Source organism: Candidatus Chlorohelix sp. (genome assembly GCF_037138995.1).
Classification (GTDB): Bacteria; Chloroflexota; Chloroflexia; order Chloroheliales; family Chloroheliaceae; genus Chlorohelix.
The window spans coordinates 15,568-36,883 of sequence record NZ_JBAXHI010000008.1; the positions used below are offsets into that span (position 1 = coordinate 15,568).

A 21,316-nucleotide genomic window follows, 5' to 3' on the forward strand; every position below is an offset into this window, starting at 1 on the left:
TCGGCAGCGTGGAAGCAAAGATCGGCGTTATCGGCGGTAGTGGTCTGTACCAAATCGAAGGTTTAGAGGACATTGAAGAGTTCTATCCTGATACACCTTGGGGTAAACCAAGTGATGCAATTACGGTTGGCACGCTTGAAGGTCAAAGAGTGGCTTTCTTGCCTCGTCATGGCAAGGGACACCGCTTTAACCCCACCGACCTCCCGGTTCGCGCCAATATCTATGCCTTCAAAATGCTAGGCGTGGAATGGATAATTTCTATCAGCGCGGTAGGGTCATTGCGTGAGGAAATTGCTCCGCTTGACCTTGTTATTCCCGATCAAATTTTTGACCGCACCAGCCTGCGACCTCGCACCTATTTTGGCGACAATTTGGGTATCGTAGCGCACGTTACTTTTGCTGACCCCTTTTGCAATACGCTTAGAGACATCCTGTACGAAGCGGCTTCCCAAACCGGAGCGCGTAAGGTTTATAACAAAGGCACTTACGTTTGTATGGAAGGACCTCTTTTTTCCAGCCGTGCCGAGAGCAATTTCTATCGCAAAATGGATTGCGACATTATCGGTATGACTGCTTTGCCGGAAGCAAAACTCGCTCGTGAAGCCGAAATCCATTATGCGGTTGTAGCTTGTTCCACCGATTACGATTGCTGGCATGAAGGCGAAGAGAGCGTAACAATTGAGATGGTGATTAATAACCTGACGCAGAACGTGGGACGCGCTAAGCAAATCATCCGCTTGGCTATTCCAAAAATCGCAGAACTAATCCAAGCGGGTTGTGGCTGTGACAACGCCCTTGAAAATGCCATTATGACCGACCGCAGCAAAATTCCCGCTTCCTCGATTGCGAAGTTAGGTTTATTGGTCAATAAATATTTGTAGATGTTGGATAAACCGCCTACTGGGGTAGAACTTGTCCGCTCTCGCCTAAAACCTTCATTGCTGGCGGGAGCGGTTGCCCTGATACTGGTCGCATTGCTGGTATTTACGCCCGGCAGCATCAGTGAAAAATATTTGCTGATTTGCAGCGGCTCTTGCGCCCAACGTCCCGCCCATACCTATTATCTTGGCAACCAAAAATTGCCGGTAGAAGCCCGCATGGTCGGCATTTTCTGTGGTTTCCTGCTCACTTGGATATTTCTATGGTTTATCGGACGCACCCGCGCCGGAAAGCTCTCCAAGCGTGGCATAAATCTGCTGTTGGCGTTGTTGGTGTTGGCAATGTTGCTGGATGGGCTTAACGCCACTTTCTACGATTTTGGATGGTTTCACCCCTACCAGCCCCAAAATTGGTTTAGATTATTGACCGGCACTTTGAGCGGTATCGGGCTGGCAGGGCTTATTTATCCCCTTTACAATTACGCAATCTGGAGATTCCCGTGGAAAATAGCCCCATTCCAAAAATGGGCTGAACTCGGCGTGTTACTGCTGGTAGGCGCAACGCTGATGGTGTTGGTAATGTCGGGCTGGGATTGGCTGTTTTTGCCGCTGGCTACGCTAACAGTGCTAGGCGGTCTTTGGATGATGTGCGTTTTTAATTTGCTCATTTATGTGGTATTGGCACGGCGCGAAAATCTGTATCGCGATTCTTGGGACTTACTGCCTACTTTGGTGGCGGTTTTTCTGTTCAGCCTACTTGAATTTACCGTAACCGCTGCCGTTCGCCATCTTTTTCTGGGCGCTGCTCTATACATGTGAAATTAAAGCCCTAAAACTGATAAATTATCACAAAAAGTGCCGAATAGTTGCATAAAACCTTGACAAGGCGCAACCTGACAAGCGATAATAACAGCTAGGACTCAGTGCAAAACGTCAAATCCCTTCATTTTAAAAAGGTAATCAAAAAAATTACTATGAGCTATTATTCGCCTAGACATGGCGGAAGCTCTTCGCCTAAATCTGATTCTTCACAGCCTGATTTCGAGAATAATCTGGCTGAATTTGAGTCTGCCTTCCAAAAGTTTGTGGCAGAAACCGACCCCGGTTTCGATTTGGGTCTCTTACACTTCAATTTTAACCCCTTTGTTTCGGAAAATATCCAAGCCCAAATTGCTAAAGTTTGGTATCCTACCAGTAAGCAAGAACTCGAAAAAACCATAACTTTGGAAGGACCCGCTCAAATTAACGCTCCGGTATTGGGAGAGCATGTCAGGCTAACCGGGGATATTCGAATAAAAGGGAACGTAATAGGCATAAAAAGTGTATCGGTTGGCGCAAATTGCGTGGTGGAAGGTCATTTAATTTCGGGCGGTAGCCTGCAAATAGCAGATGGCTGTCGGGTTGAAGGCACAGTATCGGGCGAAGAAATCGTTATCACCGGACTGGTAAAAGTGCAGGGACCCGTTGTGTGCCAAGGGGATTTCAAACTAAACGGTACTTTTGAAGCCCAATCGTTGGTTGCGGTTAAAAGCATTTCGTTGCAGGGTAGTGAAAAAGATTATTTAAAACTGGATATGCACAGTCTATTTGTCCAAAACGGGGAAGTAGATACACGTATTCCGGTAAAATTGGGGCATAGCGGACGCTTGGCAGACCTATCCAGTCAGCTTTTCTATCTGTCACACGCTTCCGATGGGACATTCAGGCTGGCACGCGCTCCTAGTTCGTATCAGGATGGTATGCGTCCGGCGCAGGGGACTATTCTCACCATACTCAGTGACGTTGAATTGGAAAAAATGCTGGCTGAGCTGGCTACACTGGAGAGATAATTGGCTATGACCCCCTCTGAGCCTGAAATAACTCGTCGCGAGGCTTTTGCGTTATCTAACGCTGGAAGTGAAGAAATTCCGGTTTGTGCTAACGTGCCAAACGGTAACAACCCGACATTGCAAGGCAACGTCAATAAACTTGCCTCAGAAAATGCTACGCAAGTGCTACCTGATGCCACCTCCTTTCGTGGTTTGATTGATGGCTCTGATAATTTCCATGATGAGCCGCAACTTGACGCTGCCATATTGTATGCCGAATATGATAGCCATCGCCGAAGTTGGTGGGAGCCACGCCGCTGGTTTATTTACCTTTTCGCTGCCCTAACCCCTCTATTTTTAATTGCCGGTTTGTTAGGTTTACTAACTAAAAACAGCGTCTCTAATTTGTTCTTAATCGGTGCAGCACTTACTTTCGTGCTATTGCTGCTTGCTCTTGCTTACGCTTGGTTCACTTTGCCGCGAGTTGTATCGTTCGGGCGCTTCTATCGGCGTTTTGTAAGCATCCAACTGGATAGCGGCGGTTCGGTTTGGGTTGACCCTACGGTACCTGTGCCGGATTTCCCCGGATTGCGCGATAATTTCTTTGCGCTATATCGAGATAGTGATGAGCTAGGCACAAAAATAAAACCGGAGGATGAGGAAGAAACCGGACGCAAAAAACGTACCCTTAACGAGCTTAGCCATCTGATTGCCCCCTTGAAATCTACCGCAAGCATGGCAGCAACTACGCCCTACATCCAAGCTGATAAAACGCTGGTTTTGGATAACCTTTGGTTGCAATCGCTTGATGACAAAGATATTGCCGAAATTTCGCAGCAGACAATGCCTGTGCCTCCGCAAGTCGGAGAGATTGAACCTCTGGAATTATTGACACACGAGGTTGAAGATTATTCGAGCCTAGATGATGCACTCGCGCTTGGTCAGGAAGGTATTGCCACTATCCATAACCAGATAGCCGCCAAAGTTGAGGGTAATCTTGAGCTTGTAGCAACCGAAATCAATCGTTGGTACGACCATTCCGAACGCGAGAAATTATTTAACCAGAGTTTGTTTTCACGCTGCGAACTGGTAACTGTGGCAGCCCGCGAAGGCTTTGCCAAAGTAGAGTCTGCGATGGAAGTGGAGGTGCGCCCGGCGGTACAACGTCTGGATGCTGAATCGGCTTTTTACCGTTCACAGGTGCAGCGTTTCTATACCACGCAGACTGAATTGCTGGAAGCCAATAGAGATGGCATACTCGCAACCCTCGAACGGCAACATCAAGAGCTAGGCAATGGGTTAGAGGAAAGACTGGACGAGCAGCGCGTACTACAAGCTGAGCTAAAGCATCTGAACGACCAGCGCGTTCAATTGGATAACTCTACCAATACGCGCTTTGAAAATCTCAAACAATTGCTGACTGACTTAACCGAGCGTAGTTATAACTTACCTACTACACTGCACTTCCGCAGCGATTACGGTGTGCCACCGTTGGTACAGGAAAGCGAAGAAGTTCTGCGCTTACTGACTCAGTTAAGAGCCGATGCGCGATTGGCGACTAGCGATGTGAATGATGCGCTAAACCGTTACGCCCGTCTGCGCTTTGAGCCGCTCGATGAGTTGGGGCGGTTGCGTCAGCAGATTGGAAGCGGTACCAAATGGCAATCCAGTCAATGGCTTAGCAACCTGAGTAATTTTCGCAATAGCGGGCAGTTACTGGCTATAGCCGGAGAAGTTGGCGAAGCTATATCGGTCTATCTCGATTTCAATAAGGAATTGGAGCGGCTTAATCTGCAATGGTGTGGTCTGGAAGTAGCGATTCGGGAATTGGGCGCATCCGCTTATAACAACCAACTTGCCGATGCACAACGCCACCTAGAAGGGCTTGAAACCGCCCTGAGCAGTTTGCATAGTAGCCTAGTGATGGCTCCGCATAGCCCGGAAATGTCGCGTCCCGCCACTTTCCAGAACCTTTATAACCTTGCGGCTGGCTTGCAGCGTGAGTTGGACGAACTAGGCGGTTTAGCCGGGTCAATTGCACGAACTCAGGAACGGTTGAGCGAACTTGAAGCGGAATTATCCCAACTCGAAGCGCTCATCAGTCAGAATGATGAGGAAACACAGCGTGTTCAGGGTGAAGTTGCGGCAGCCATAGCAGAGTTACAGCGCAAGCATAATCTGATTCTTGCGCGGCTGGAAGAGCTAAAAGTCGAACGGTTGCAAAAGATAAGAGAACATATTACCGCTTTTATCCAAACCAGAGATGCCGAAATAGAGCATTTGGAAGTGGGTTTACGCAGTATGCAGGAGCTTTGCGACATCTCGGAAAGATTCCTGCAAAAACACCTGCGCTTGTCCCACCGATTGTTTGAAGAAGCAACCTCCTTACGCCAAAATCTTGAAACTAATATCTCCGGTATAGTTCGAGAGTTTGAACGCAGTGTAAGGGGTGACAGAGCAGTACGCCACACCAGCGATATGTATGTGCCTGCTTGGTACATACAGTTGAGCGAACGCCCCCTTTGGCATAAGAAAAGCGTAGGTTTCGCAAATTGTTATTTGGCAATTACAAAACAAGAGACCTCAAAAGATTCTATTTGGCGCTTCCTTTTTACCAACCGCCCCGCCGTTTTTTTTCAGCTAACCGAAGATAGCGAACTGGAGAAGCTTTTGCAAGTGAACCAAATGGAGTACCCTGCCGGGGAGATAAATATCTTGCCCCATACGCTCGATTGGTTGGTGGAAAACGATTGGATTAGCGGTTGGGTTACCAACCTATATCGCGCCAAGAAGTAGATTATGCTTTCCTGATAATAGATTAGCGCTTTAGGCTGAGTAAATTAATTCCAGCCTTTTTTCATTGATTTTTTGCGATTTGTTTATTTTATCCTTTGCAAATGCTTTGTAAATTTATGTCATTTTTTAACATAGTCTTGCTATCATTTACAGTGGTAAGTAATAACTGCTTTTTATATTTTAGAACTTTCGGCTGGAGCAGTAAAACGATTCTGAGATATAATCAAGGGGCTTAGACCTCTTGCATGAAGCGAAAGCCTTAGTATTTCTGGTAATTTCGAGGAGATCTTATTAATGGATGAGGAAAAGGGTATTGTACCCGAAACAAGAGCTTCAAAAGTAGAAGCGTCTAAGGGAGGCAAAAAAGCTGCCACCAACGCCGATATTAAACGCCCCGGCGAACTTGCAACATCCGGTGCGGATAGTGGTGTGCCAGCATCAAAGAAAATTTCTCGGTTGGGTAAGCCTGTTTCCAAACGCAAACAACGTAAAGTATTGCCTTGGCTAGTAGCAATGGTTGTGCTGGCAGGTGCGGGTGCAGCCTCCTATTTCATCTGGTTTAATAACTCCCAAAATTCTAATGCTATTCCCGCTCAAACTTCCACTGTAAGTGCGAGTTCAATCGTAGGGCTTTCTGTGACTTCCACCGGGCAGGTTCAAGCTAAAGCCGACCTTACGTTAACCTTTGGCGCTGGCGGAACCGTTACACAAGTGTTGCTAAAACAGGGCGATACTGTCAAAAAAGGCGATGTACTAGCCAAAATTGATGATAGGGATTTACAAACAGCGGTTACTACCGCACAGGCAAGCCTCAATTCAGCTAAAGCAAATTACGATAAACTTAAAGTTGGCGCTACCGATATTGATTTGCAGAAAGCGCAAGAGCAGTTAAAACAGGCTCAGATTTCGGCGCAAAAAACCCGTAGCGGCAACGCCCTTCCTACCGATATTAAGAGCGCACAAGCCCAAGTTGAATCGGCTAAAGCACGCTTGGCGTTGGATAAACAGGGCGGTAGCGATTATGACAAAGCAGCGGCGCAAGCATCGGTTAGCTCAGCACAAGCAAACCTGAGTTCGGCTCAAGCAAAGCTGGATACTTTGCTGGCTGGTCCCGATGCAGCTACAATTTCGGCGGCACAAGTAAAATACGATCAGGCTGTCTCTAGTTTGGACAAAACCAAAAGTAACCTTTACGCTTCGGTAGTAAATGCCCAAGTTTCCCGTGACCAATCATTAAATGCCTTGAAAACCGCACAAGATAGCTACAGTTCTATCTATAATAATAACCACAACCCAGATGGTACGATCAAATCTGGCGTAAAAGATGCTGATATTACTAAAGAAACCACTGCCCAACGTACCTTGCAGGATGCTCAGGGTGCGTACAACAAGGCGGACGTGGCATTGAATGATGCAAAAGTAAACTATGATGCCGGAATACGTAACGCCCAATCCAGCGCAGATGACGCGAAAGTGCAATTGGATAAGGTGAAGGCAGGTCCAACCGCTGCCGATATATCCACTGCCCGCGCTTCCGTTGATCAGGCTACTGCTTCGCTGAACAACGCTCAGTCCAGCCTTGCCAAGTTGACCCCTACCGATTCTACGATTGCTTCGGATCAGGCTTCGCTCGATTCCGCGCTTGCCAACCTCGCCAAGCTAACATCCGGCGGTACTGCCAGCGACATTGAAGTTGCCGATTCAAATGTCAAGCTTCAGGAATTGACTTTGCAAAACCTGAAAAACGGGACTACCTCTAGCGACCTTGCAGTGGCACAATCGCAGCTAGATTCGGCACAAGCAAACTTCGATAAAGCAAAAGCGCAGCTTACCAACGCCTTAATTGTTGCCCCGTTCGATGGCATCATCTCTTCGCTGCCGTTAGTGGTCGGTCAGGTAGTGGGCGCAAGCACTACTGCCGCGCAAATTGTTGATATTTCGGAATTGCACGCGGATGTGAACGTAGGTGAGTCAGACATTGCCAAAATCAAATTGGGTATGGGCGTTACTCTCAACTTCGACTCAATCGCGAACCGCAGCTTTACTGGCAAAGTCACCTTTATATCGCCTAAAGCTGTGGTTCAAAGCAATGTTGTTTCCTACCTCGTTACTGTAACGATGGATGGGCAAGGCAAAAACAGCCTTCAAGATGCTTATCCTGACCAGTATCAGAAGTATCTCGCCGCAATCCAACAGAATCTACGTCAAGGTCGCCCCGGTGCGGCAGCTACTACTGACGCGGCGCAATCTCCCGGTGTAATTACTCCTGAAGTGGCGCAATCTCCCAGCGCAACTACTGCTGGTGGGCAGGGACGGCAAGGTGGGCAGGGTACTGCCGGACGGCAAGGTGGACAAGGTGCTAACGCTGTTGGTACTGTTACTGGCGCTGTCGGAACTCCCGGTACTACTACTGGTGGTCAGAGTGCTGCGGCAGGCGCAGCGCAGTTCCAAGCGCAAACTGCCCAATTACGCACCCAGTTAGGTTTCTGTGGCTACATCCCCTCCTTTGGCGGAGGCAACCAGCAGCAAATACAGCCCAAAATCGGTATGACTTCCAGCGTTATTTTCTGTCTGGACGTTAAAGCCGGTGTGTTATCCGTACCAACCCGCGCTATCAAGACAGAAACTGTTGACGGCAAGGTAAATCGCTATGTACAAGTACAGGATACTAACGGTAGCACAGTCAAAAAGAGCGTAACTCTTGGTTTGCAGGGTGATAGTGCCACCGAAGTAACTGGTGGCGACCTGAAAGAAGGGGACAAGGTGGTTTTAACTGTGACAGTTACTACCAGAACTAACACCAACAACGCTGCTAATCCGTTCGGTGGAACTGGCGGCGGCGCTATACCCGGTGGTGGCGGAAGGGCTGGTGGTTAAGCATGATCAACATCCATAGCATAACCAAGACCTACTGGATGGGAGATGTGGAAGTCAACGCCCTTCGGGGCGTTACCTTCGACATACAGGACGGCGAGTTAATCGCCATTATGGGACCTAGCGGTAGCGGTAAATCTACGTTGATGAACATTCTAGGGGCGCTTGACCAGCCTACTAGCGGCAGCTACGAAATTGACGAAGAAGAGGTTGCCGATATGAATGAGAATCAACTAGCTGAGTTGCGAAACCGGAAAATCGGCTTCGTATTTCAGAGTTTTAACCTACTTCCAAAGCTCTCCGCCCTTGCCAATGTGGAATTGCCAATGCTTTATACCGGCGCATTTAACCGGATAGAAAGGCGCGAAAGGGCTGAGGCGGCGCTTGAGGCGGTTGGCTTGGGTACAAGAATGCACCATAAGCCTAAAGAACTATCTGGCGGTCAGCAACAGCGCGTGGCGATTGCGCGTGCTTTAGTAAATGACCCTTCTATTATTTTGGCAGATGAGCCAACCGGTAACCTCGATAGCAAGAGTAGCGTGGAAATTATGAGCATTTTTCAGCAGCTAAACTATGACGAGGGCATGACGATTGTGTTTGTGACCCACGAACCCGATGTAGCAGCCTTTACTCGTAGGATTGTACGTATCCGAGATGGCGTAATCGAGAGTGATATACCGGTAACAAATCAGAAGTTGGCTTACCAGCCTGCTGCGGCTTTATTGAAATAATTACCAACCCTTATTCGAGTGACGAGCAAGAAGTATGAATATAATTGAATCAATAAGGATGTCCCTATACAATTTGGTCAGTAACAAGATGCGTTCTATGCTAACCATGTTGGGCATTATCATCGGGGTGGGGTCGGTAATTGCTTTGCAGAGCATCGGTGAAGGAACTATCCAGAATGCGATGGCACAGGTGCAACGCGCTGGTACTAATCTAATTACCATTAGCCCTTCCAACCAATCTTTTCTCGGTGTTGCTACCGGCGCTGCTAACCAAACTCTATCCTATGAGGATTACCTTACTCTTGCTTCTGACCCTAGCCTGACCGCAGCTGCCGGAGTTGATCCAGAGCTTACTAACGGTGGGCAAATTGTCTTCGGTTCACTAAATGCTAATGGACGCATTATTGGCACTACCCAAAGCTATCCTACGGTACACGACCAGACCCTTTCCAGCGGTGATTGGTTTACCGACTCTGATGTTAGCAGCAATAGCACGGTAGTAGTATTAGGTTCTAGCATTGCTGATACTCTTTTCCAAGGCGATGATCCGATTGGCAAGCAGGTTCGTATCAATCGTACCAGTTTTACGGTTGTGGGAGTTATGACTGTGCGTGGAGGTACCGGCTTTGGTTCGGTAGATACTCAGGTTTACATGCCCATTACTACCGCGCAAACCAAGCTATTTGGCGCACGTAACCAAGGGGCAACCACCACTGCCAAGCGCGTGGACAGCATTGTGTTGAAAGCCAACAGCGCAAATGATGTGGAAAAACTCATCGGGGAAGCCACACTAGTTATGCGAGACCTGCACAAAATACAGGGTACTCAGGACGATTTCACTATCACTAATCAGCAGGATCAATTACAGGCAGCGCGTGACCAGCAAAACACCCTTAACACCTTCCTGATAGTAATCGCTTCGATTTCGCTATTTGTCGGTGGTATCGGCATCATGAATATTATGCTGGTAACTGTAACCGAACGTACCCGCGAAATCGGTATCCGCAAAGCCATTGGCGCAAAACCGTTTGATATTTTGCTCCAGTTTATTATTGAAAGCATAACACTGTGCTTTGTAGGTGGGCTTATCGGGGTTGTGCTGGGAGTAATAGCTTCAGAAGTTGTGAATGTCACCTTTATCCATACGGCGGTAAACGTCTCGGTGATGTTTATGGCGGTTGGTTTTGCAATTGCAGTGGGGTTATTCTTTGGTATTTACCCGGCACGCCGCGCCGCAAAACTCCACCCCATAGATGCTCTGCGCTACGATTAGTTATTCCTTCAGGCAAGGGGTTTATGCCCCTTGTCTTTAACAGCCCCGCTCTTTTCTATTGGTTGACCAGTTCGGCATAATTTCGATAAATCTGGAAGTAATTGCTACGTTCCATTCCTTTACAGAAGGATACATTATCAATTTTTGGAACGGTTTGCAGCCTATCTATGCCTGTGCTAAACTGCCATGCGGGTATGGTAAAAACAATGCATGGAGGTTGATTCACCCCTTGTTTCGCTTTTCACTTATGCGTTATCTTATTTTAACGGGAATATGCGTTATAATTTTGCTGGCGCTCGCCGCATGCGCTAGTGGCGATTCTGTGCCGCTCAGCGGTATAGCCCTTGATAACCCTGCGTTGGCGGTGGATGGTCTTGGCGCACCTAAAGCGGTGAATTTGAGCTACCGGATTAATGAAACCTCGAAAGTTAGCCTCACATTAGAAGGTTCTGGCAACACCCGTTACATTATACGTCAGGATGAAACACGCCCGCCCGGTAGCTATACCACTACCCTTAACGGGTTGTTTGATTTGGAAGAGAATGGTCTGCCCCAACGTCGCCTTTTGCCCAATGGAACTTACCGCTATGTGTTGTTGGCTACTTCTGGAAATAAAAGCAGTTCCGAGCAAGGGCAATTGAGTTTGAGCGGCAATTCCACCGAAGGGGCGCCAGAAATCAGCAATCTTTCTGCCTACCCCTCAGTTATCAGTCCCAATTTTGATGCGCTTGATGATGTTACAACCTTGAATTGGCGTACATCACGCCCTGCTACTGTGACGGTTTCGATTTCAGGGCAGGGTGGTTTTAACAAAACGCTGAAAACAATCAAAAACCAACCCGCGCAAGAAGACCAACTGGTTTTTGATGGGCGCGACCTTAAAGGCGACCCTCTGCCCGATGGTATCTATACTTACACAATTACAGCGGCTGATGCTTACGGGCAGGTGACACGGCGCAGCAGCACCCTCGAAGTAAAGGGCGGCGGCAAGCCGAATGTAACAGTCACCTCGGTTGAGATTGGACCTGAAGAAATAATCAGCGGGAACGAAGTAACTTTGCATATTAAGGTTAAGAATACCGGCAAAGTTCCGGTACGTTCGCAATATCCCTATAGCGGTTTCAGTTATAGCTCTCGTGAAGTCTATAGCAGTATTGAGAACGGCAAATATGATGAGAAAGCCGGATTCTGGCGTATCGGGGTGGATTTTGAGGCGAACAATAGTGCGGGAGCGGTGCGCTACCCTTGGCGTTGGGGCTTTGGCAAAGAATTTCTCTTGCCCGGTGAGGAAGCCGAAATCACAGGTAAAATCCGAATAGACCGGAATGAGCAGCGTATTGTGCTGTATGTGGGCTTGATTCAGGAGAAAATAGCTCTACGTGCTGACCGCTTGAAAGTAATACAGGTCAAAATCAGCTATTAACACCCTTGATGCGCCCAGACTGATAAAGTTACCGGGATGAAATCCCGAAATATTTGTGGTAATAGAATCTGACTGAGTTTTTATCCTACGCCCTCCCCCTATTTTAAGAGCTAACCATCCTGATTTCACGGTGTTTTTGCGCTTCCATAACAATCTTCAGCCCTCACTTTTTTTGTAAATAGCACACTTAAGAAATAATTAAAGTAATTACTCAGCCTATTGCAATCAAATTTTCTGCGATAATTTATCGAAGCCTTTCAATTATGTAATCTGTATTTGTTATATGTTTCACCAAATAGTTAGGAAAATTATATACAATTTTTCTATAAAAGAAGTTAATCTTTCTAGTGTTGGCTATAGAACAGAAAAACAGCATAAAAGGATATTTGAGAAGTTGGGTGTTGCTAATATGTCTATGGTTAGGTGTAGCCAGAGAAGGAAATAAATCTAATGGATTATGTAAAACGGAACGAAACCCTTGATTTCAAACCTAGCTTAGGTTTGCATAAAATCGAAGATAAAATGAATGAAATTACTCTAAATAAGCCTTTTGCAGATTTAGCAAATCTGAAGAAACCTCGTTGGATGCGATTGGGCAGATATGTTCTGGAATTGTGTCTTATAAATGCTGCTTTTGTAAATGCCTATGCCCTGCGCTTTTATTTTCAACTTGGCAGTGACGTTTATCCTGCATACCAGACTCCTTTAAGTGATTATCTAGGCATTCAACTTGGATTTACTCTCAGTATGTTTGTTATATTGCACTTGAGAGGCTTTTACCGAGTGCAGCGCATTGCCGGATTTCTCGATGAGGTTGGCAATATTATAAGTTCTACTTTTATCTCGATGGGTATTCTGATGGTCGCTCTCTATATTATGCGTCCGTTTGACCCTTCGCGGTTGATGTTTGTATATCTACTGGTCTTGTCCATAATCTTGTTATCTCTGGAACGTCTGGGTGTTCGTGCTATCTATCGGGCGTTATGGTCTCGCGGCATTTGGGTTAGTAATACCCTAGTGGTAGGCACTACCGATGTGGCGATGCGCCTGATACATGGGATTGTACAACGCCCCTCCACCGGTTATCGTGTTGTCGGATATGTAGATGATGAAGAACGCTTCTCCAAGTGGACATTGCGTGCTAATTATGGCAAACGCGGTGATAAACGTAGTGAAGTAAATCTACTCGGTTCTATCAACAAACTGACCGAATTAATCCGCAAAAATGATATTAAACAGGTTTTTGTAGCGCTGCCCGGCAGTGAACATGAACTGATTGACGAAGTAATACAGCAGTGCCGTATGATGGAAGTCGCCTTTACTCTAGTTCCAGATATATATGCGCTCAAGGTTAACACTCTGAGCATACAAGAACTTAATGGCGTTCCCTTGATTAGCTATGATGTAAATAAATTAACCGGTTGGAATTATTTTTTCAAGCGTAGTATGGACATAATATTGTCTTTAATAGCAATCTTGGTTTCTGCAATCCCGATGATGATGGTGGCGCTTGCCGTCAAATTTGATAGTCCCGGTCCGGTGCTTTTCCGCCAGACTCGTGTAGGTAAGAACGGCAAACTGTTTACCTGTTTCAAGTTTCGTTCAATGTATGTAAATGCGGACGAGATGTTGGCAAAATTGAAGGGTTTTAACCAGACCGGCGGCGCAACCTTCAAAATGAAAGATGACCCACGCCGCACTCGCGTTGGCAAGTTTATTCGGCGCACCAGCTTGGATGAGTTGCCTCAGTTTTTCAACATTTTGCTTGGTCAGATGAGCTTTGCAGGACCTCGCCCACCTATACCTTGCGAAGTTGAGCGGTACGATGATTGGCATTATCGCCGCCTAGAGGTTACACCCGGTTTGACTGGTTTATGGCAGGTTAGCGGACGCAGTAATATCAGCTACGAAGAGATGGTTAAGCTTGATATTTATTACGCAGAACATTGGTCGCCTTGGTTGGATTTGAAGATTATTCTCAAGACAATCCCGGCAGTATTGAATGGCGATGGTGCTTTCTAAGCTCGAAGCTATGTTACCGATTTGGTAGCCGGATTACTAAAAGCAATCTACACCGAAGGGACTGCTAGAGAGGTTATTAATTTAGGTAATCTAGACGAGCGTAGCATTACCAACTTTGCCGAAGTAGTTCTCAACATTGTGAACCCGAATGTTGAAGAGGATTAAAAATTTCGGGGTAGCGGTTGCCTACCCCAAAACTTCTCCTGAATTTTGGAATTATGAACTCATTGCGTTTAACTGAGATTCGAGCCAATTATTGGCATCTTCTGGAGAGAGTGGGAATGATAAAAAATTTCCTTGGAAGTAATCGAATTTCAGATTGCCGAACTTTTTAACTTGCTCTTCGGTTTCTATCCCTTTTACCACAACTTTCATGCCAAGATTGCGTGCAGTATTTACAACCGACTCTGCCAGCGGAATGGTCTTACGGTTTTCGAGCAATTGGTATAGAAACCCCCGGTCAAACTTAATTTCATCCAATTGAAACCGACTAAGCCAGCTTAGAGAAGATTTGCCAACCCCAAACCCATCTAATACCGCTTTAACACCTAATACCCTTAAATTGAGCAATTGTCGGGCTGCTAATTCTGGATTAACCATTAAGGAATCCTCACTAATTTCAAGGTGAAGACTGAAAGCTTCAAGTCCGGTTTGTATTAGAGCTTTTTCAACTTCCATTACTAGGTTCGGATCCAAGATTTGTCCGGTGGAAAGGTTTACATTAACCGAGAGCATTGGATACAAACCAAACTTTGCTTTCCACTCTCTGGTTTGGTTGCAGGCACGCCTTAAAATAGTATAACTGATTACTTCTAGTAACTTGGCTTCTTCAGCTACTTGCAGAAATTGTGCAGCGGTCAGTATCCCTCTAGTAGGATGCTTCCAACGTGCCAGCGCTTCAAATCCCATGAATTCATTGCTACCAAAAGCTACAACCGGTTGGTAATATACCAAAAATTCGTTATTGAAAATTGCCCTTCTTAGCTCTAGTTCCATTTCAAAACGTTGGGTGAAATTTGTACGGATTTCATGCTGGTATATCTCAAAGTTACCGCGCCCATGCGATCTGGCATAGAACATAGCAATTTCGGCATTTCTAAGTAGCTCTTCGGGGGTTTCCAGTTCTTTCTTTTGGCTTACGGCTACTCCTATTGTAGCACTAACACTGATGGCTTTACCTTTAATTGTAAATGGTAGAGAGAGAGCCTCTTGAATTTTTTCTATAAGCGGCAATGTGCGAGACCCATCGGCAATAAAAGCTACAAAGTTGTCGAAATATAAATGTTCGATAAATTCATCAATTCCAAAGCAGGAAAGTAGGCGACGGAAAATATCTGAAATTAATTGGTTGCCATTTATATATCCCAATTCTATATTAGCTAATCTGAAAAGATCGATATTAATGTAAATAATTGCAAGCGGTTCTTTAACTTGCGAATTATCCATTGAGTTGCCTACTTTGCTTAAAAAACCAGAACGTCTTGCCGCTTCTTCCATTGTTACCGGGTCAAGAATTTTTTTCATATACCTATGCTTTCGATTTACCGTTACGTAATACTATATTGTTATTATTATAAATTTACTACATTACAATATATATATCTATAGCCTTAAAGATTATTAATGTCTCCTTGAGTTGTACAAATATGGAAATTTTTTGATTCTTATGTTAAGATGAATATTTGAAAGGGTGTTCTATTAAGAGTTAAATCGGGGACATGCTAAATTCGCTTTTGTTCATAATTTTGGCACCAATTATCGTTACGCTGCTTGTTGTAGCCTTGCTAATTTTTAGCCGCAGACGTAAGGCTTTGGCTCGCCCTGAACTGAGTATTGAAGATAACCCGCTTCTTGAAAATGACGATACTACCTCTATACCTCGTCATACCCAGCAACTGAATCCTACTTTAGTGAATCGCTCTGCCACGCAATTGACCGGTATATTTGGCACTATCCGGGGGCGGGCTACCCGTCCACGCCGGATTCGTCCAGAAGTCCGCCCACGAGACCCAGACCGCAATGTTCCTAAGCTGACCCCTCGCGCTTTACGCCGCGCCGGGTTGCGTTCAAGAGTATTTAAGATAACTGATGAGCAAGTCTTGGCTGCATCCGGTTATGACATTACTGACGATGTGCCGAAAATACCTGCTACTGACCCCCAGTACAGCTTCGAATCAACCGGGTTTGATTTGCCGCAAAGCCTTAACGAATTTGGGGCGGTTGTGTCCCCCTCTGTGATTACGGGTAGGTTGTACACTGGCGGTAGCCAATTCGGAAAGGCTACTTTTCAAACTACCGCCGGACGGGAGTTCGTAGAACGAGGTACTGATGTTGGCTTTGACTATGAAGCAGTATCCTCGTTTGATTACGAAAAATTAGCGGACAAATCGGTTCACAAAGAGCTTGACTTTGAACTAGAATATGCTGACCGCCCATACACCAGCTTTTTTTCAGGGATTTCGGGTTCTGGCATACTTCCTTTCAGTGGGCGATTATTTGAGCGAACCGAGCAAGGTAGGGATTTTGTAATTAACGGTGGCTCAAATGGTAACGGACATTACCAAAACGGTAAGAATGGTAATGGGTTGCACGTAGTTGGTGAGTCGGATTTAGAAATAGATGCACAGGACTTCTTTTACCGCATGGGAAAGGGAATAATCCTCGATGAACCTATCCCGCCGGAGGAAGTAGTAGTTGAGCCAACCTACGAGCCGCTGGTACGTGAGCCGCTATTCAACTATGGCTACACCGGAACAATAGGCTTTTTCACCCGCCCTAGCGCCGAACGCCGCCGCCTACGCCGCTTGATAAGACGTGACCCCTTCGCGCCTTTCCGCGCCTTATTCCGCCAACGCAATCGCAAATCAATAGTAACTGTGGCATTGGGCAGCCTTTTTGTAATTTTCACTATTATTTTTGGGCTTGTGTTCCTGAGCAAGCAAATTGATCGTGCGCCGATTGATGCTTTTTCGGTGGTATTAGGTCCGTTGGGGCAAGGTGAAACTTACCGCTCATTCCAGCAAGGACGGGAAATTTCGGTTAGTTTGCAAAAAATGCTGGTGACTTCGGCAGGCGCAGACGTGCGTTTTGCCGATAATACCGTAGAAAATGAGCAACAGGCACTTCGGGAATTGCAGCGTACTAAAGCTGATACCGCGCTGTATGGTTATCTCGATGATGCAAATCAGGTTCACATGCAAGTTTTGCTCACTCCCAATGGACCCTTTGATACGGGCGGGGGAGGGCGTATCTCGGTAGAGATGTACTTGAATGAACCCTCGCGTTTGTCGCTGGTATTCCCGCTTGATTCTAAGGCAGTAGAGCAATTGGTGCTAGCTCTTTCAAATTACTACAGTGGTAATTATGACCTTGCTGGAGCGCAGTTTCAGGCTACTTCACAACTATTAGGACAGCAGGATATACCTGAATTGCATGTGTTGGCGGGTATTTCATTTCAGTTATTAAGGAGCTTCGATGGTGCGGTAAGGGAATATGATACTGCATTAACACTGATACGGGAAAAACTAAATCCTCTTAATCTCGATCCGGATCAGGTTACTAGCAACCGTGCTTTTGCTTTGCTGAACCTGCCTGACCATTTGCCTGAAGTCACTAATACTTTACTCCAGCTTTCTAACAATCACCCTGATAATCCCCATATGCTGTCTAATTATCTCTATCTACAGTTAGACAGAGCTAATGGACTGAGTAATGAGCAGCTTTTGCTGGATATGAGCGCGAAGTTGAGCGTTGCCTTAGTAAAATACCCCGATTTCTGGGCAGGGTATTATTATCTCGGCTTAGCATATTACGGTTTAAAGGATTACAATCAGGCTGAGGTAGCTTTCACCAATGTTGAGAAATTAAAGCCGGATTACCCGCCCGCCTATAACATGTTGGGAATGGTCTCCCTTGATCGCTATTATAAATTCTACTTAGGGCGTACTACTCCTGAAAGCATCGTGCTACTGGATACTGCCCGTGTTCAACTTCAGAGCGGGTTTGATCGTGCCAACGCTCGCCGCGAACGCACCAGCGCCTATGCTAATGCGGTGCGCCAGACTCAAGACCGAAATAAACTTGTACCGGCATTGGAAGAATTTGCCAGAATTGCCAGCGGTGAAGCCGACCAAGCTAAATTCGGTTTGGCGCGTGATATTCTGGAACGTGGTCGAATAGAAGGTAACAAAGTTGGCAATGTTTTTGACCAAGCTTTACGCTGGATTAAGAGTGAAAAAACTGCGTTGGAAGATGCACGCGAACGCTTCCAGCAAATAACTAACGACCGCAAAGAGTTTGGCGATGGTTATTTTTATCTTGGCGAAGCTTATTATTTGTTAGGTGATGTCAATAATGCCAATGCTAATTATGAGCTTGCCAAGAGCAAACCAAATCCACGTGTATTGTATTATTCCACTGTTGCCGAGCATTTGGTGAAACAAGACAAGAAACAAGAAGCGGTATCACAGATTCAGGATTATACCAAGAAATATCCCAACTCATCGGAAGGCTATGTGGCTTTGGCGGATTTGCATCTCAAGATTAGCCAACCTCAAGATGCCCTTAATGCTGCGGCTGAAGCGGTGCGCCGCAACAATCGTGACCCTTACACTTATCTGGTACAAGCACGCGCCCAAATCGCATTAGGTCGCAATAAAGATGCCGATGCCAGCTTCCAACGCGCTTCGCAGCTAGAACCAAATAACCCGGATATTCCTTATGAACAGGGGTTGGCTTTCTATAAGCTCGGTCAACCAGCCGAAGCCTTAAAAGCCTTGCAACAAGTAACCAAACTTAAGCCGGATGCTTACCCCTATGCTCACTATCTTATAGGACGTATTCTGCAAGATAGTTATAGCAATCCGTCCGAGGCGGTAACTGAATATCTTAATACGGTTAAACAGGATGATGGGCAATTTGAAGCGTGGTTACAATTAGCGCAATATTATAGTCAAGTAAATAATCTGGAAGACGCTATAAAAGCCTATGAAAAAGTGTTAAAGTATGACCCTAAGAACTATGTTGCTGCTTATAGCACAGGTTTGTTGTGGGAAGTTAAGAAGCAGAATGATACCGCCGAACGTTATTACCGACAAGCAATTGAGCTACAACCCGGTTTGGTAAACGCCTATACCCAATTATCCCGTCTTTTGGCGAATAAAAATGTTGGCAATTCTCAGCAAGAAGCTATTACAACGGCTCAGATTGCCTCTCGCTTGGATGCTACTAACCCTCAAACCTATGGTGCGCTTGGCTATGTTTACCTCCAAGCAGGGGATTATCGCAACGCTATTCAAGCGTTTGATAAAACAGTATCGCTGAATGTGAACTATCTCGAAGGTTATTATCTTCGTGCCACTGCTTATATAGCTCTGAAACAGTATGACCGTGCCCAGGCAGATATAAATCAGGTAATCCGTTTGAAACCGGAAGCCTCTAACTATTATTTAATTCTGGGGCAAATTGCGGAAGCTCGCGGTAATGGGGAAGAAGCGTTGGTGGCTTATGATAAGGCTTTGAACCTTAAATTGGCTAATCCTTCCCCCGCTTATGTTGGTATCGGTAATGTATATCTTGCTAGAGGTCAGATGGCGGTTGCACGCACCAATTATCAGAAAGCAGTTACCGCTGACCCCAATAACCTCGATGCAAATTACCAACTTGCCAGTGCTTACTTTTTGGAGGGTAAATTTGACCAAGCTACCACCGAGTTTGAAAAAGTGGTCAAACGCCAGAATGATCGTGGGCTTGCTTGGTATTATCTGGGGATATTGTATTCGCGCCAGAATAGAGTTGACAATGCGCTGCAAGCTTTCAAGAATGCTGTTCAATTCGACCCTAGCCGGGTAGAAGCACATTATGAATTGGGAAATACTTTCCGGGTCAAAGACCAGCGTGAACAGGCTCAGGCAGAATATGATGCTACCCTTAAATTGAACCCAACTTTTTACCCTGCTTATCTGCAAAAAGGTTTGGTACTTGAAAGTTTCGGTCACTATAATGATGCACGCACTGCGTTAAGTCAGGCTTTGAAAAGCGGCGACCCAATAATTAATCAGCAAGCCCGTGACGCACTTACTCGCATTGGCAACCAATAAGCGGCTTTCCCTATAAAAATTCCTAAATTGTGATTTTGCTAAATTAATCAGTGCAAAAAATATGCGTTAAATCTGCGTAGGGGTTGCATTAACCTTGAAGTTCCGCTATATTTGTTAAAACAACCTTATCACTAAGTTTAAGAATGACAAGGGGTAAAGCTCGCAAAGCTAACTTTACCGAATTTTGGGGTAAATATGCAATTCGCTAATGATTCTTTAGGGTTGCCCTCCCGTTTTGAAAAGCATACTGGCAATCTTCGCCGCTTTGACTCAACTGATTCTTCTGAGGGGAGTTGGCTGGATGAAATTAAAGCCGAACTCGAAGCTAAGAGGCAGGCTGAAGCTGTTTTGCAGTATAGGCGTGATGCGATGGTTACCCGCTTGATGTTTGAATTAAATCGGGTACATTGTGTTGAGTTGCTTGAGGAAATGAATCGTGAATTGCTTAATCGCGATGGTAGGGTTGAGCCGGTTTATACTGTGCGACACGAATTATCATTGACTTGGCCCGTTCCGGGTGGCAAAAATCATATTAATGTCGGGGCAGATTTTGATGATGACTCCCAAGAAATTTATCTGGTGGTTACAGGCAAAGAAGTAAACCATATCTCGGTTGACGAAACCGCGCTTAAAGCAGCCTTGATAAACGCATTCCGCAACCCTGAATTTGAGGTATATCGCTGGTAATTAAGGGTAATTTCCTGTTCAGTACAATTAGCGACAAAATTTTATTAAAGATAAACGAAGTGGCGAACCTCTGGAGTAGAGCTTGCCACTTTTGTTTTTGCATCTTCATGTTCCGATACTAATGAAAATAGTATAGAGCAAGTTTTTTATTCAGTCTTGCAGCATTGCGGGAATGAGTTGCTTGTTAGCCCGGTTCTTCAATGCCTTAACCAAATACTGAATAGCGTTAACTAGCACCGTAAAGTAAGCGACCAATATCAGTATTAGCAAAGCCTTGTGATCTAAGTTGGTTATGAGAGCTATTACATAGGCGGTATGCAGTATAAGAACAATGGTTGATACCACATCTTCCCAGAAAAACTCGCGGGATAGGTAGTACGCGCCGATAACTTCTTTCTCCCAGAACATTCCGGTGATGAACATGAAATACAGAAATGCAGTTTTGAAGATAATGGTAAAATTGGTTATATCAAACAGCTTATCGGTTGTGAGCGTATAGATTACAAAGCCCAAACTGATGAAAAGTATCAATATCTGTATCGGCGCTCCAATGTACTGCACAATAGTCCATTTGCTTTTAGCTTTGCGTTCCATTTGCTCGGTGGTATAGCGATTCATGGCATCTCCTTCGGTTGATTAATCAAATCACAACTTATTGTGATGAATATATACCTAACTAAACCCTTAGAATGTAGCTGAGGTTACAATTCCCCATTTTAAAGTATC

14 protein-coding genes are annotated in these 21,316 nt (G+C 45.6%); 12 read left to right on the top strand and 2 right to left on the bottom strand.

The genetic code is table 11. The features are described from left to right. Positions 1–8 precede the first annotated feature (8 nt). From mtnP to WCK19_RS05675, 10 genes are all read left to right on the top strand, one after another. Positions 9–881, top strand: coding sequence for an S-methyl-5'-thioadenosine phosphorylase (mtnP, locus tag WCK19_RS05630; RefSeq protein WP_342396392.1), 873 nt, complete (start codon positions 9–11; stop codon positions 879–881). Continuing rightward, positions 882–1,697, top strand: a complete 816-nt coding sequence (locus WCK19_RS05635; protein ID WP_342396393.1) for a DUF2085 domain-containing protein — start codon at positions 882–884, stop codon at positions 1,695–1,697. It abuts the gene before it with no gap. Positions 1,698–1,852: 155 nt separating this feature from the next. Next, on the top strand, positions 1,853–2,707 hold the full coding sequence (locus WCK19_RS05640; RefSeq protein ID WP_342396394.1) for a polymer-forming cytoskeletal protein: 855 nt from the start codon (positions 1,853–1,855) through the stop codon (positions 2,705–2,707). Positions 2,708–2,713: 6 nt separating this feature from the next. Continuing rightward, positions 2,714–5,482, top strand: coding sequence for a hypothetical protein (locus WCK19_RS05645; protein WP_342396395.1), 2,769 nt, complete (start codon positions 2,714–2,716; stop codon positions 5,480–5,482). Between the two features lie 294 nt (positions 5,483–5,776). After that, positions 5,777–8,359, top strand: coding sequence for an efflux RND transporter periplasmic adaptor subunit (locus tag WCK19_RS05650; protein ID WP_342396396.1), 2,583 nt, complete (start codon positions 5,777–5,779; stop codon positions 8,357–8,359). A 2-nt stretch (positions 8,360–8,361) separates the two neighbouring features. After that, positions 8,362–9,087 (top strand): ABC transporter ATP-binding protein, encoded by a 726-nt coding sequence (locus WCK19_RS05655; protein WP_342396397.1) that lies wholly within the window; start codon positions 8,362–8,364, stop codon positions 9,085–9,087. A 34-nt stretch (positions 9,088–9,121) separates the two neighbouring features. Beyond that, a complete protein-coding gene (locus WCK19_RS05660; protein ID WP_342396398.1) occupies positions 9,122–10,360 on the top strand; it encodes an ABC transporter permease in 1,239 nt (412 codons plus the stop codon). A gap of 286 nt (positions 10,361–10,646) precedes the next feature. Next, positions 10,647–11,783, top strand: coding sequence for a FlgD immunoglobulin-like domain containing protein (locus WCK19_RS05665; protein ID WP_342396399.1), 1,137 nt, complete (start codon positions 10,647–10,649; stop codon positions 11,781–11,783). 450 nt (positions 11,784–12,233) lie between these two features. Continuing rightward, complete coding sequence (locus tag WCK19_RS05670; RefSeq protein WP_342396400.1) at positions 12,234–13,805, top strand: sugar transferase; 1,572 nt, start codon at positions 12,234–12,236, stop codon at positions 13,803–13,805. A 21-nt stretch (positions 13,806–13,826) separates the two neighbouring features. Further along, positions 13,827–13,970, top strand: a complete 144-nt coding sequence (locus WCK19_RS05675) for a hypothetical protein (RefSeq protein WP_342396401.1) — start codon at positions 13,827–13,829, stop codon at positions 13,968–13,970. A gap of 51 nt (positions 13,971–14,021) precedes the next feature. Here WCK19_RS05675 and WCK19_RS05680 read toward each other — a convergent pair whose 3' ends face one another. Then, a complete protein-coding gene (locus WCK19_RS05680; protein WP_342396402.1) occupies positions 14,022–15,329 on the bottom strand; it encodes a bifunctional diguanylate cyclase/phosphodiesterase in 1,308 nt (435 codons plus the stop codon). Positions 15,330–15,523: 194 nt separating this feature from the next. On the opposite strand from WCK19_RS05680, the gene WCK19_RS05685 reads away from it, so the two are divergent. Both WCK19_RS05685 and WCK19_RS05690 read left to right on the top strand, forming a co-directional pair. Then, positions 15,524–19,903 (top strand): tetratricopeptide repeat protein, encoded by a 4,380-nt coding sequence (locus tag WCK19_RS05685; protein WP_342396403.1) that lies wholly within the window; start codon positions 15,524–15,526, stop codon positions 19,901–19,903. A 195-nt stretch (positions 19,904–20,098) separates the two neighbouring features. Then, positions 20,099–20,590, top strand: coding sequence for a hypothetical protein (locus tag WCK19_RS05690; protein WP_342396404.1), 492 nt, complete (start codon positions 20,099–20,101; stop codon positions 20,588–20,590). 150 nt (positions 20,591–20,740) lie between these two features. On the opposite strand, the gene bchF is transcribed toward WCK19_RS05690, so the two are convergent. After that, positions 20,741–21,208, bottom strand: a complete 468-nt coding sequence (gene bchF / locus WCK19_RS05695) for a 2-vinyl bacteriochlorophyllide hydratase (RefSeq protein WP_342396405.1) — start codon at positions 21,206–21,208, stop codon at positions 20,741–20,743. Positions 21,209–21,316 lie beyond the last annotated feature (108 nt).